A 14,619-nucleotide genomic window follows, 5' to 3' on the forward strand; every position below is an offset into this window, starting at 1 on the left:
CAAGTCCTTGTTATAATATGCATATATTCTATCATAAAAATTTATAAAACAATATCTAATATCTCTTTTGGATTACTTATGACCAAGCTATGATTACTTTTTGGACTAAATCCCCAAGTTGCAAAAATTGAATCTATGCCAGCACTTTTTGCACTTAGCATATCTTTTGAATTATCACCGACCATCCAGGCCTTATGACTGCCCTTGTCAAATCCATAAAACTTTAAAATATTTTCGAGCATCTCTGGGTTTGGTTTTGAAATAGCCACCTTATCTGCTCCTATAATCACATCAAAAAGCTCATAAACTCCCAAATGCTTTAACATTCTAAGAGCAAATGGAGTTGGAGCATTTGTAGCTACAGAAATTTTTATTCCATTATTAACCAACTCAAGAAGCATATCTTTTATCCCATCATAAAGATATGGATTTTGTATACACTGAATAGCATAATGAACTTCAAAAGCATTTTTATCTCTCTCATGATAAACTTCAGTATCATAAAAAAGTTTAGGTAAATTTCTAACCTCCATATTTATAGCTTCAACTATAAACTCTTCACTAAGAGGAGGTAGATTGTAGTGTGATTCTCTTATATGATTTATAGAGATAGTAATATCTTTTTTTGAATCCAACAGAGTACCATCCATGTCAAAGATAACAACTTTCATAAACTACCCTACTTCATCTTATTATATATCTCTTCAAGAGCATCAATAAAGAGATTGCTGTCATTTGGACATCTACAAACTCTATACTCTTTAAAACCTAACTCTTCTGCTATCTCTCGATACTCTATCTCTAGCTCAAAATCTGTTTCAGAGTTATCAATAGTGAAAGCTATAGGAAATATAATTACACCCCTATTTCTTATAGTTTCAAGTTTCTCCTGCAAAGATGGTTTCAACCACTCCATAGGTCCAACTTTTGATTGATACGCCAAATGTGTAGCATGAAAATTCATTTTTTCATCTTTTAGCATCTCTTTTAAAATCTCAACATGCTTTTGGACATGTCTCTCATAGACATCACCCGCATCTACTATTTTTTTAGGTAATCCATGTGCTGAAAATATAATATCAAAATCATTATAGTCGTCACTGCCCATTTTTTCTTTTATTCTCTCAATTATGGCTTTGTTATATGTTTTGTTTTCAAAAAAATGTTTTATTTCCACCAAAACAGCACTTCCTTCACTGCTGTGGTAATTCTCTTCAAAGTCTTCAAGTGATGATTTTATAGTTGTTGTTGATTGTTGAGGGTACAGAGGAATCAAGTATATCTTTTGTACTTTTTCTTTGTTTATTCTATCTATAACTTCAGGCGCAAAAGGGGGTGTATAACGCATAGCAAAATCAACTATCACATTCTCTCCAAGTCTCTCTTGAAGTTTTTTTACTAGAGATTTCGTATGTCCTACTATTGGTGACTTGCCACCAAGTTGCCTGTATATCTCTTGTGAACTTTCAGTCCTATTAAAAACTATTAATCCACCGATAAACTTTCTCAAAAGATTACTTTTCATAGTCAATATATTTTTATCGGCAAACATATTTTTTAAAAACATCTCAACCTCTTCAAGGTTGTTTGGTCCACCCATATTTAGTAAAATAACTGCTTCTTTTTTCATTTGCCTTCCTCTTTGACTCTCAAACTTATCTCATAAACAACTTGTTGCAATGGTAACATATCTTCATATATCTTATAAAGTGTTTCTATCAGTTCTTCACCATTTTCTATTAAACTTGGCTCTAATATCTTATAGGTTGCCATACCCTTATATAAAAACAGATGTGAAAACATCATCTCTTTATTTATACCTGCAGGGTATCTTTTATACCCTTTCTCAATAACACTGTAACCCTTGTCCATCAAAGAGTGAAGCAGTTTATTCAGTGCTTCTCTCTTGCGTGAATCTTTTATATATTCTCGATACGCATCCAACATAGGCTTTTCAAACCATCTTACACCTACTCCGACAAAAAGTTCTTCAGGAGAGAAGTGCATGTAAAAAGATGACGTCTGCATCCTGCTTCCATTTCCCTGCCAAAAAATAATACCAATGCGACTCTTTAATGGCTCTTTATTTGCACCCATTCTGCGAGTGTCTCTATAAATTCTGAAAAGTGATTTATTTATTTTTGGGGAAAAGTTTATAGTTGGTTCAAGAGCCATAAGATGCTCACCAAACTCCTCAACGAAGGAGCGTGATGGGTTTAGAATATAATTCTCATACTCTGTTTTATGAGCTTCAAACCACTCTTTATTGTTGTTTTCGCGGATGGCTCTCAAAAAAGGGAGTGTTTTATTAGAGAAGCCTTTAAAATCCACATGTAGCCTTTTAAGCTATTTTTCTATTTCTAAAAGCCAAAGCAATTACCACAAATATAATTGCATAAGTAATAGGAACAAAATCAGGAATAGGTACTGGGTCACCTTTAGCATAAGAGTGCATTCCCGCAAGGTAATAATTTACTCCGAAATATGTCATTATAACTGTTGAAAAAGAGAGTAATGAGATTACACTATAATTAAACTCACTATATACTGACTTTATAAATCTTAAATGAACTACAACAGCATATACAAGAATAGTTACTAAAGCCCAAGTCTCTTTTGGATCCCATCCCCAGTATCTTCCCCAAGACTCATTTGCCCAAACACCACCTAGGAAATTTCCAAAAGTTAAAAGCACTAAACCTACCATTAAACTCATCTCATTAATAGCATTTAACTCTTTAATTGATAAAGATATATGTTTCTCATTTTTCTCATTTTTAAGTACAAAAAGAAGTATTGTTATAAACCCAAGAAGTGCACCCAGACCTAAAAAACCGTAACTTGCCGTAATTATTGATACATGTATGCTCAGCCAGTAAGAGTTTAGAACAGGAACTAAGTTAGTAACCTGAGGATCCATCCAGTTTAAGTGTGCAACAAAGAGGATAAGTCCTGTCAATATCGCAGTTGAAGCCATAGTCATAGTTGAGCGCTTAGAGAAGATAAATCCTGCTAACACAGTTGCCCAAGCGATGTAAACCATAGACTCATACCCATTTGACCATGGAGCATGTTCTGCAATATACCATCTTAAACCAAGTCCAACTGTGTGAGCTGCAAAAAGAGCAACAAGAATTAGTAAAGAAATTTTTGAATAAATAGCCAAATTAAAACTTGGTTTTAAAATTTTAGTAAAACTTAGAATAAGAAGTACAAAACCCATTAAAAGGTATATAGGGTAAATAGTTTCAAATATATCTGCTTCATTATAAAAAACTTCCGCTCTAATTCTTCCTTCAGATGGGAGTATAGATGAACCATAAAATTTTTGATACTCAACTATTTTCTCTATTTCACTATTTGCATCATTCCAATTTCCGCTAGAAACCGCTTTGTCAAGTGTTGAAAAATAGCTATAAACAATTGCCTTAACACGTTCTACATTCTCTGGGGAAAATGTTTGTAGTGCTTCTATGGTAGAAAACCACTTATCATTAACATCATTTGGCTTAGGCCATATCTGTAAAAGATTACCAGAGTATATTGCATAAGATATGTTAACACGCTCATCAACTTTTAAAACCTCTTTATCAAACAAGTCTCTATGTTTTGGCTCTTTTCTAACTGCTGCATCAACAGCATCAGCCAATTTATAATCACGTAAATTATCAGGATCAACAAAAAATTGAGAGAATGAAGCATATTTTGAATCTGCTTTTGCACCAATCATTTTGTTTATAATTTCATTTTTTGTTCTGATGATTTTAACGTCTCTGTAGATATCGGGCTTCATCATCATTCCAAGCACCACTTGGTTTGAATCCAATTTTTCGCTTCCGACTTGCACATATGAGCCTCTGTGTATCTTCGCCAATATTTCAGTCGTCAGAGTATCCATTGGCTTCATTCTTCCTGCACTATCTTGAACAATCAGCTGACCAAATTTTTTAGAATGCTCTTTATCCAATGAGAGTATAGTTTTAATCGAAGGGCTTATTTCTTCCGCGTAAGAAGGTGTTACACTAAATAATAAACCAATAGAGAGTAACAACCCTAATGTTTTTGCTTCACTTGCTTTTTTTGCTTTTTCTGAAAGCTTTGAAAATCTATTTCCTCTTGAAAAAAGTGACCAAAACATACCCAAGCCTAAAAGAAAATAACCTATATATGTTGGAAGTGTTCCAGGATCATTATTTACAGACAAAACTGTCCCCTTTTCATCTTGATCGTATGAAGATTGAAAAAATCTATATCCGCGGTGTTCTAAAATATTATTCATAAAAATTCTGTACGGCATATTGATACCCTGCTCTTTGTCTATAAGTTCAACTTCACTTGCATATGATGCCGGAGACATAGAACCCGGGTATCTGTCAAGCTGAAAATCTATAAGCTTAACTCCAAACGGAAGTGTTATAATTTTAGAACCGTAAGATACATGCACGTCTACTCCATTAAACTCATTATGAGACTCACGTGCCATTCTTCCAGCTTGTCCAAAAATCATAACTTCTTTTGATATATCATCTACGCTGATTTTAAATTTCAGTGCATCTTGTCCTGGTCTTGAGGCTTTTGCCTCCGGATTGGAGACTATTTTTTCAGTCGCATGTCTGTAAAACTTGCGTAAAACAAAATTACTGCCATCTACGCCAAAGAGTGTTCTTGTAGCAAACTCATCTCTATCACTTTTAGGCATCTCACCTTTTGCCCCACCATCCATTTTCATCCAGCTAAGAGGCATATCATGTTGCATGTAGAGCTTACCGCCCTCTTCAAAAACTGATATAGTTGGCTTTAATAGCATTTTACCGGAGGCAAAATCCAAAGCTACAAAGTTATTTTCATAGTATGTACCTTTTTTTAGCTTGATAGACTCGCTGGAGCCATTGCCGGTTATCATTATCTCAGCTACTTCAAAACCACCCTCAGTTCCCTCCTCTAACGTTTCAATTGCATCTGGTATATAGTCAATCAACTCTACATGTACATTTTTACCGCCAACACTTAAAGATGACGACAATGAGTTTGTAGATTTTTTTGATAAATAGACAAATTCTGAACTTGTAGCTTTTTCATTGCCTGCTGTTGCGGTAATGTTAAAATAAGTATCTTTACTCTCCATTGTTGAAGCAGTTTCGCCCTCACGGATAAACATTGTCCCTTCAAAACCATAAAAACGAGTTACAGCAGCGCCGATAATTATAATTAAAAAAGAGAGGTGAAAAATAAATATTGGGGCTTTTTTTATACTAAACATGTTGAATTTATACATATTTAGCATGAGGTTCACAGTTAAAAGTGTTAAAAGCACCTCAAACCATCTTGCATTGTAAATATCTGCCTTTGCAGTAATAGTCCCATAGTCATTTTCAACAAATGTTGCATAACCAACGGAAAATGCAAAGATTAGCATCATAATTACCATTGTTTTCATGGAGCTTAAAACAGAGAGAAGTTGTTTCATAGATATATCCTTAAATTAAAAGGATATTCTAGTTAAAATTAACTAATGGACAATAAAACTCATCTCTTTAATTCAAAAAATCTTCAATATACTCTGCTATATCAGCAATTGCTTCGGTAGCTTTTGCATAATACACCTTAGTAAAGTAGCTGTCATCTATCGCGTTGCTTTGCTCTAGATTATTTAAAATAGATTTTTCACTCAACTGTGCAAAATAGGTCACATCCAAAACATTTCCACTTGTTCCGATGATAACCAGAAGCTCACACTCATTTAACTTTTTTGTAAGTAGTGAATATTTTGGGGCTTGTTCACCAAAAAAAATGATATTAGGTCTGAGTGGTGCGCCACAGATAGGACAGCTCTGTGCAAAGTCATCTTGCTTTTCACACCCTATATCAAAAATGGCATCACATCCCCTACATCTAATCTCTGGTAAAAAACCGTGCAAATGGACAATTTCATCTTTTTTTATACCGGCTTTTTCAAACAAATCATCTACATTTTGAGTTAATACAGATATATAATCTGGATACTTATGTTTGAGTTTTACAATAGTTTTGTGTGCATAATTTGGTTTTTTATCTTTTATATCTGCACGTCTGGCATCATAAAAGTTTTTAGTCCCCTCTTTGTTTGTTTCCAAACATCCTGCACTGCAAACATCTTCAATTCGGTGCTTTTCCCATAGCCCATCGCTATCTCTAAATGTGGATATTCCGGATTCGGCACTTATACCTGCACCTGTGAGTATTAAAACTTTTCCCATAAAAAAACCTTTATTGAAGTTTAGTCTATTTTAAAAGTTACTCTAAAGTCACCACTTGGGAGTTCTTTAGATTCATGGGATATATTTTTAGGAAGCCTCTCATATAGCGGATACGGCTCATGAAAATATATACCAACCAACCTATCCTCTTTCGTTTTTAGTAAACTGATTGCGACAATTGTATTAACCATAGGTTCTGGAGGTTCGCACTCAGTTGCGTCAAACTCATAAAAAGTCAGCCCCTCTTTTTCATACTTGTATATGTCTAGTGTTGCTCTTCTTAATTCAATTAACTCTTTTTTCATGCTTCTCTCTTTTAGTGATATATATACTTCTGCTCTTCCTGATTCCAATCAAAATAATTGGAAACTTTCTCAAAAGCTTTTAAAACAATTGTCTCATGACAATCATTGCCGTAGATGGTTATAGGAGTATGGTAATATCTGTTATATGATTCAATTGGGTGTAGCAGTATATCTTGCCAAGTTATCTCTATTTTGCCATCATACGGCTCAAACGGCACAGTTGAGACAATTGTTTTATCTTTAATTTTACATTTAAAATGACAAACCACATAAAATCTGTCTATTTTCACATAATCGAGCAGCGGAACTATTTTTTCACTGTTTTTGAACATGCTTATTCCTGAATATATTATATATTTAATAAGCAATTCATATTCCATTTTTTAAACAGCTATTTTTATCTCAAACCCTTTTTTTTCTCCTCGTAAAAGTTCAACACTGCCCCCATGCGCTTGTGCAATTTGTCTCGACAAAACCAGTCCAAGCCCGTTACCTTTAACTTTAGTACTTTTAAATGCTTCAAACAGCTCTGTAGTATTTTCAATTTCAACACCTGTGTCATATATATAAAAAACGTGAAAGTTGCCCTTTTTTTTGTAAATAATTTCCACAATCCCATCTTCATTCTCATCCAACTCTATTGCATCGATAGCATTTGCCAAAAAATTAGAAAAAAGCATCTCTAAAAGACCCTTATCTGCATTGAGTATAAATTTTTGAGTTGGGAAAATAAAAGTTATATCTTTGGTGTAGCCGTAATACCCGACTAACATATTTAACTCTTCTTGAAGGTCACTCCACATAAAAGGGGATATGTTTGCTTCAACTCCTTTACTAAACATTAGCGTTGCCTTGATAATCCGCTCAATTCTAGAGACTGATTTTTGTATCTCTTCGACTATTGGCAAGTTTTCTGGTAGAACTCTATTTTTAAGAGTTGAATTTAAAAGGGATATAGAACCGATTGGATTTCTTATCTCGTGTGAGAGATGAGCGGCCATTTGCCCCATAGTTGCGAGGTTCTCTTTTCTTTTTTGCTCTGTTATATCTGTAGCACTAAGCATCACTTTATCTTTGTAAGATGAGCTTTTTATCAAGTAGGAATTTTTATTAAATGATACTTCATAGTCATTGTTTTTAGGCTCAAGAAGTTCCAACAGTTCAGATAAAGATTTAGCCTGTGAGTTTTGCAAAAAAACAGAACCATCATCGTTTAGTATCCAGATGGCATTTGGCAAAAACTCTACAACTTTCTCTACTGTATCTTGCAGATGGGCATAAGAGCTTTTTAGCTCATTAAAATCATTCTCAACCTTGTAAGTCTGCTCTATTAAGAGGTTTAACTCTTGGGGTGTTATACTGGACATCAGTCATTAAACCCTAAAATAATATTATACAAAGAGTAGGCATCATCTGCTCCGCAAAGCTCCCTTATTGAGTGCATGGCAAAAGTAGGAAGTCCCACGTCTAAGGTGTCAATACCAAGCCTTGTAGCTGTTATTGGACCTACTGTTGAGCCGCATCCCATATCACTTCTTGTTACATAGTTTTGAGTTGGCTCACCCAGAGAAGATGCTACATTTAAAAACCTTGAAATTGTTTTAGAGTTTGAAGCATATCTCTGATTTGCATTTACTTTTATAACGCTCCCTCTATTTATGTATGGAGAGTGCTCTTTGTCGTGCTTAGATGGGTAGTTTGGATGGACTGCATGTGCATTGTCCGCAGAGATAAAGAGTGATGTTCTTATTAACTGCATATACTCTTCGTAATCACTATAGAGTCTTCTAAGTGTATTTTCCAAAAATGAACCTGCTGCACCTGAGGTGGAAGCACTTCCCACCTCTTCATGGTCGCTTGCAATAAAAAGCATAGGTGTCTGCGCATCAACACTGCAAATACTTAGCATCCCAACGTAACAGCTAAGAAGATTGTCAACTCTCGCACTTGCTATAAAATCATCATTCAACCCGACAAAAGAGGCATTTTGAGTGTCATAAAAACTAAGCTCATTCGCATATAGTTCTTTTACATCGTCAATCCCTACATGTAGAAGCTGTTCTTTTATAAAATTGTCAAATTCAAAACCTCCGGTTTCTTTAGTAAAATCTTCATTACATGTAAGAACAGGAGTTATATCTGTTTGTGCATTTATGCTTTTAGTGTTGTTAACTTCTCTGTCTAAGTGGATAGCGAGAGAGGGGATAACAGCAATAGCTTTTTTAACATCTATCAGGGCATCTTTTATAATGTTTTGTGAATTTAAGTATGTCACTCTTCCCGCCAGAGATAAATCTCTGTCAAACCAAGGGTTTAAAAGTAGCCCGCCGTAAGGTTCAACTCCAAGTTTTACAACCCCATGCTCTTTTATAACAGGATTTGGTTTTAGCTTCAGATTTGGGGAGTCGGTGTGCGTCCCTACCATCGTGTAGTTTTTATTATCAGAATATGTAAAAGCTATAATCGAAGAGTCGTTTCTAGTAAGGTAGTACTTCTCTCCCTTTTGCAACTCCCATTTACCGGCTTCATCAAGCTTGGTAAATCCGGCATTAGAAAACATCATTGCCATATTTTTCGTAGCATGAAAAGGTGTCGGCGAAGCATCTAAAAAGCCTAACAACCCTTCATTAAAATCTTGTTTATTCATCTGTTTTCCTTAACTTAATATATCTACATGTAGATTGCCGTCTAAAGCAGTCAATATCTTACTGTCAACTCTTATGGCAGAGTCAATCACAACGTTTTGAAGCTTAGAAATTATCGTAAGTTTTAGTTCTCTGTTACCTGGATTTTGGCGGACAAGTGTATAAAGCTCATCTAAAATTGTTGTTTCACTATCTAGTCTAATTGCCAAATGTATAGGCTCAAGTGGTGCTTCTCTAACCTCTTTTTTAGTCTTTTTAGTCTCTTTAATTGCCTCTTTTAGTGTCATTATCTTACTTACGCCTATACGAGTAAACATCTCTGTGTGTGTTATTTTAGTTTTAAATGCCACAGGTTCTTCTAGGTTCATCTCGTTTAGTTCATCGAGCTTATCCGAGAAAAGCATAATCTCGACATTTCCATGAAAGTCCATAAGATTTACTATACCAAACTGATTTCCTTTTTTAGATACTTTTTTTTGTATCTCTTCTACTTTTCCAATAAAAATCGCACTGGAGCCGTCTTTTACACTCTCAATCTCTGATGACATAGTGTAGTTTAATTCAGACATCTGTTCTCTATACTTATCAAGCGGATGTCCTGATACGTAAAATCCCAAGGTCTCCTTTTCAAATTCCAAAATCTCTTTTAGCTCATATTCATCCGAGTTTTTAAGAGATAATTTTACAGTGGTAATCTCTTCATCATCGCCAAAGAGACTGCCAACGGCATTTTTTCTGGCAGTTGCAGCATCTTTAGCAGTTTCAACTATTAGTTCTATCTGGTCTAAAAGAGCTTTTCTCGAGTAGCCAAACCTGTCAAAACCACCTGACTTTATACTTGATTCTACAAATCGTTTATTTACTTTTGATGGGTCTATACGGTTTACAAAATTCTCAATCGAGGTAAACTCACCATCTTGTTCCCTAGTTTGAATAATCGACTCAACAGCAGCCCCACCTACTCCCTTAATGGCACCTAAACCAAAAAGAATTATCTCTTTGTCATCTTTAGTTATTGCGGAAAACTCCATGTATGAGTCATTTACATCAGGAGGAGAGAGCTCAATTCCCATTCTCTTTACCTCATCGATATAACGAACAACTTTATCTGTGTTGTCCTTGTCCGAGGTTAAAAGTGCCGCCATAAACTCATTTGGATAGTATGTCTTCAGCCATGCAGTCTGAAAGGTAATCATCGCATAGGCTGCCGAGTGAGACTTGTTAAAACCATACCCTGCAAACTTCTCAATCAAATCAAATAGTTTTGAGGCCTTATCATAATCATAACCCTGCTTTTGTGCACCGTCACTAAACTCATGATTAAAAACACTCATGTCTTTTTTCTTACCCATGGCACGACGGATAATGTCAGAATATCCAAGAGAAAAACCACCGATAGTCTGAACTATCTGCATTACCTGTTCTTGATAAACGATGACCCCGTAAGTCTTTCCAAGAATAGACTCCATAGTGTCAAAAGTGTACTCAATAGCCTCACGCCCATGCTTTCTCTCAATAAAACTGTCAAGCATTCCAGACTCCATAGGACCAGGACGGTAAAGTGCCAAGACCGCAATCAAGTCCTCAAAGTTGTCCGGCTTTAGTCGTTTATTTAAATCCTGCATACCGGAGGACTCTATTTGAAACATTCCTACAGTGTCTCCTCCACGGATTACATCATAAACCTTAGGGTCATTCTCATCTATTTTATGCCAAACTACATCTTTGTCATATCTTCTCTTTATCAGCTTAATAGCATTATCTATAACATCAAGAGTTTTAAGACCAAGGAAGTCAAATTTTATAAGGTCAACATCTTCAAGATAGTTAAGTGAGTACTGAGTTACAAAGGTTGTCTCACCTGAAGGTTTATATATAGGTGTCTTATACCATAGCTCTTCATTAGAGATAACAACACCCGCTGCATGTATACCTGAGTTACGTTTAAGACCCTCTAGCTTCTTAGCAAATTCCCATACTCTCTTTGAGTTTGCATCGCTCTCTATAAGCTCTTGGAGTTTTGGCTCTTTTTGAAAAGCCCCAGCTATAAAGTCGCCGTTTTTTGTTTTACCATTTAGAGTAATACCAAGTTCATCAGGTATAAGTTTTGCCATCTTGTCAGCTTGAGAAAGCGGCATATCAAGTACACGGGCAACATCTCTTATAACCCCTTTAGCTAGTAGAGAACCAAAGGTAATAATCTGAGCTACCTGATTACGTCCGTACTTCTCAACAACATAGTCTATAACCTCTCCGCGACGTGCTTGCATAAAGTCCATATCTATATCGGGCATTGAAACACGTTCAGGATTTAGGAATCTCTCAAAGAGGAGGTCGTATTTCATAGGGTCAATGTCTGTAATATCTAGTGAATATGCAACCAGACTCCCAGCAGCAGAACCACGACCAGGACCAACCGCTATACCTCTCTCTTTAGCAACCTTTACAAAATCCCAAACAATCAACATATAGCCGGGAAACTTCATTGAGTTTATTACATCCATCTCAAACTTAAGTCTATCTCTATACTCTTCATGCTTTTCTTCTGACACATGCTTAAGTCTCTCTATAAGGCCAACTTCACAACGATGTATAAAGTACTCTGCATCATTCTTGTCAATCCCGCTAAACCACTTTTTTTTATCTTCTAGTGAGGCATCGGATGCAAGTGGAGAATCATCTTCATGATTTATATCTAGACCATCATTTTTAGAGTACTCAGGAGTAAATTTAAAATTTGGCGGAATCGGGTCACCCAGCTTAAGCTCTAAGTTACACTTATCAACTATCTCCTGAGTGTGTGTGAGTGCTTCTGGAATATCTGCAAATATTCTTGCCATCTGCTCTGGAGATTTCAAGTAAAACTCATGTACTGAGTGGCGCATACGGTTAGGGTCATCATAGAGTTTATTCATCCCTATGCACATAAACGCTTCATGATACTGAGCATCACCCGGGTATGTGTAGTGAGTGTCATTTGTAGCAACTATTTTTATATCTAACTCTTTTGATATCTTAAGTACCTGATCATCTATAAATAGCTGGTCACCTATACCATGACGCATAAGCTCAAGGTAAAAGTCATCGCCGAATATATCCTTATACTCTTGTGCAACAGCAACCGCTCCGACGTATCCCAAAGCGCCATTTCTTACATTTCTCTCATTTTGCAGGTTAAGGTGCCAGTTTACTTCACCCTGAAGACATGCAGATGTACAGATAAGCCCTTCGCTATGTTCACGAAGCTCTTTTTTATTTATGCGGGGAAAATAGTAAAAGCCATCTATAAAAGCTTTAGAGGATAGATACATAAGGTTCTCATAACCCTTTTGATTTTTAGCAAAAAGGCAGATGTGAAAACGCTGTTTTGTACTTTTGTCATCTAGTGTGTCGCCATTATGAATATAACCTTCCATTCCAATAATGGGTTTAATTCCCGCACCTTTCATCTGCTGATAAAAGTCGATTGCACCGAACATATTTCCATGGTCAGTCATAGCAACCGAAGTCATACCAAGCTCTTTAACGCGAGAGACTAAATTGCTTAGTTTGTTTGCACCATCTAGTAGTGAATACTCAGTATGAAGATGTAAATGTGTGAAAGGTTGTGCACTCATATTATTGCCTATATTTTATAAATTATTTTTTGATTATAGTGAAATTGTCTTAAGCTTTAGTAATTTATTTTACTGATGTTTTATACCACTCTCACTTTAAAGAACTGATAATAAAATCTTTAAGAGAAGCAAACTGTGCTGAATAGTTTTTGCTCTTATAAAAGCTCTGAGTTAATTTTGAGACCATTGTTTTTTCATGCACTGAGTTTAGACTTGAGCCGTCATTTGCAAGCAATTCTCTCCATCTCTCTGCGGTGTATTTTTCTATTAAACTTTCACTTTTGCCATGACATAACCTACACCTGTTTGAATATATATTTTCTCCATCAGGCTTCAAAGATACTGAAACATTTCTTTTAATATTTCTTACATTTTCTACCGGTTTATCTATTTTTTTTACTTTAATCTTTTTATAATCAGACAAAACTGCAACTCTTTTAATATCTTCTAGTTTCTTAGGTGCTTTTTCATCTTTATACTGCTTTTGTTTATAAGATTTTCTAGGATTAGTTAAAATTTCATCAGGGATGGGTGAATCAACAATATCAAAATTAGTATTGTCCAAAACAATAATTTCTTTTTTATATATTTTTTGTTTTTTTGTAGTTTTTGCATCATATTTATTGTAAATATCCAAAGGTATCTCTTCTACTTTTGCAACTTCTATAAATTTTCTATTTTTATTTACAAGCTTTGGTTTATGTTCTAGGATTGGTTTTTCTATTTTTTTATCTATTTTTTTTACACTACTTATAATTTCTTTTTTTACAACAGTTGTGTTTTTATCTTGCACAACAGATAGATTGGAATCTGTTTCAGCTTTTACAGATACTTCTTCTGTTTCAATTTGTATTAGCTCAACAGTTGCTTTATCAGCATGTTCCTCTATAGTTATCGGAAAAGCGTCCTCGTTTAAAGTAATATGATATTTAGAATTGTAAAAAAAGATTATTCCCATAGCTGTAATAAAAAATAAAATCTGTAAATAAGTTTGTTTTTTCATTAGATAGCCATATGTAAATTTGATTTCAAATACTACATAAATCTTTCTAATTTATTGTTTAATATCATTTAATAGAGTGCAAGAAAGAATTTTGAGTTTTTTTTGAGAGTAGATTTTACATGTAGAGATTTTACATGTAGAAATTCTACATGTAAAACAATTATTTAACTTTTTCTAAATATTCACAATCAACAGTGTTTACTTTTACTAAGTCACCCTCTAAAACATGGTAAGGAACTTGAACAACAGCCCCTGTCTCAAGAGTTGCCGGTTTTTTACTTCCGCTTGAAGTATCGCCTTTAAAGTTTGGAGGAGTCTCAGTAATAATTAACTCCATTGTTTCAGGAGCAGCAACTGAAATAGCATTGCCTTTAAAGAAAATCATATCAACATTAGTTCCGTCTTTTAACCATTTTGCAGCATCGTCACACTGCTCATACGATAGACCAAGTTGGTCATAAGTTTCATTGTCCATAAACTGGTACATTTCACCATCATCATAAAGGTACTGCATTGTTTTGAAATCAATTATCGGAACTTCAAACTTATCACCGGCATGAACTGTTTTGTCAACAACTTTACCATTTAAAAAACTTTTCATTTTCATACGTACAAATGCTGCACCCTTACCTGGTTTAACATGTTGAAACTCTACCACTTTATATGGTACTTCACCTACAATTAGACGAACATTTTTTTTGATATCGCTCATTCCGATAGTTGCCATAGACACACCTTTAGTTAAGTATTTTTGCGGATTCTACACTAAATGGGCTTAGAATGCTATAATGTCAAAAAAATTTACGGATTTAT

General features: G+C 34.9%; 12 protein-coding genes. All 12 read right to left on the bottom strand.

Annotated features, from left to right (window positions below):
- Window positions 1-41 precede the first annotated feature (41 nt).
- The 12 genes from HUE88_RS07625 to efp all read right to left on the bottom strand — a co-directional run bounded on the left by HUE88_RS07625 (window position 42) and on the right by efp (window position 14,533).
- On the bottom strand, window positions 42-671 hold the full coding sequence (locus HUE88_RS07625; protein ID WP_194368128.1) for an HAD family hydrolase: 630 nt from the start codon (window positions 669-671) through the stop codon (window positions 42-44).
- A gap of 8 nt (window positions 672-679) precedes the next feature.
- Window positions 680-1,630, bottom strand: a complete 951-nt coding sequence (gene hemH, locus HUE88_RS07630) for a ferrochelatase (RefSeq protein WP_194368129.1) — start codon at window positions 1,628-1,630, stop codon at window positions 680-682.
- Window positions 1,627-2,331, bottom strand: coding sequence for a DUF2461 domain-containing protein (locus HUE88_RS07635; protein WP_194368130.1), 705 nt, complete (start codon window positions 2,329-2,331; stop codon window positions 1,627-1,629). The genes hemH and HUE88_RS07635 overlap by 4 nt, the downstream gene beginning before the upstream one ends.
- A gap of 10 nt (window positions 2,332-2,341) precedes the next feature.
- Window positions 2,342-5,467, bottom strand: coding sequence for a cytochrome c biogenesis protein (locus HUE88_RS07640; protein ID WP_194368131.1), 3,126 nt, complete (start codon window positions 5,465-5,467; stop codon window positions 2,342-2,344).
- Between the two features lie 67 nt (window positions 5,468-5,534).
- Complete coding sequence (locus HUE88_RS07645) at window positions 5,535-6,236, bottom strand: SIR2 family NAD-dependent protein deacylase (RefSeq protein ID WP_194368132.1); 702 nt, start codon at window positions 6,234-6,236, stop codon at window positions 5,535-5,537.
- Between the two features lie 20 nt (window positions 6,237-6,256).
- Window positions 6,257-6,541 carry a sulfurtransferase TusA family protein gene (locus HUE88_RS07650; protein WP_194368133.1) on the bottom strand — a complete coding sequence of 95 codons (285 nt, stop codon included), beginning with the start codon at window positions 6,539-6,541 and terminating at the stop codon, window positions 6,257-6,259.
- Window positions 6,542-6,552: 11 nt separating this feature from the next.
- Window positions 6,553-6,873, bottom strand: a complete 321-nt coding sequence (locus tag HUE88_RS07655; protein ID WP_194368134.1) for a hypothetical protein — start codon at window positions 6,871-6,873, stop codon at window positions 6,553-6,555.
- Between the two features lie 51 nt (window positions 6,874-6,924).
- Window positions 6,925-7,908 (bottom strand): sensor histidine kinase, encoded by a 984-nt coding sequence (locus HUE88_RS07660; protein ID WP_194368135.1) that lies wholly within the window; start codon window positions 7,906-7,908, stop codon window positions 6,925-6,927.
- Window positions 7,908-9,188 (bottom strand): M18 family aminopeptidase, encoded by a 1,281-nt coding sequence (locus HUE88_RS07665; protein WP_194368136.1) that lies wholly within the window; start codon window positions 9,186-9,188, stop codon window positions 7,908-7,910. Before HUE88_RS07665 ends, HUE88_RS07660 begins: the two co-directional genes overlap by 1 nt.
- Before the next feature lie 9 nt (window positions 9,189-9,197).
- Entirely contained in the window at window positions 9,198-12,803 is a 3,606-nt protein-coding gene (gene dnaE / locus HUE88_RS07670) for a DNA polymerase III subunit alpha (protein ID WP_194368137.1), read from the bottom strand.
- 91 nt (window positions 12,804-12,894) lie between these two features.
- Window positions 12,895-13,806 (bottom strand): hypothetical protein, encoded by a 912-nt coding sequence (locus tag HUE88_RS07675; protein ID WP_194368138.1) that lies wholly within the window; start codon window positions 13,804-13,806, stop codon window positions 12,895-12,897.
- A gap of 160 nt (window positions 13,807-13,966) precedes the next feature.
- Complete coding sequence (gene efp, locus HUE88_RS07680) at window positions 13,967-14,533, bottom strand: elongation factor P (RefSeq protein WP_194368139.1); 567 nt, start codon at window positions 14,531-14,533, stop codon at window positions 13,967-13,969.
- Window positions 14,534-14,619: the final 86 nt, after the last annotated feature.

This window comes from Candidatus Sulfurimonas baltica, from assembly GCF_015265455.1.
GTDB lineage: Bacteria > Campylobacterota > Campylobacteria > Campylobacterales > Sulfurimonadaceae > Sulfurimonas > Sulfurimonas baltica.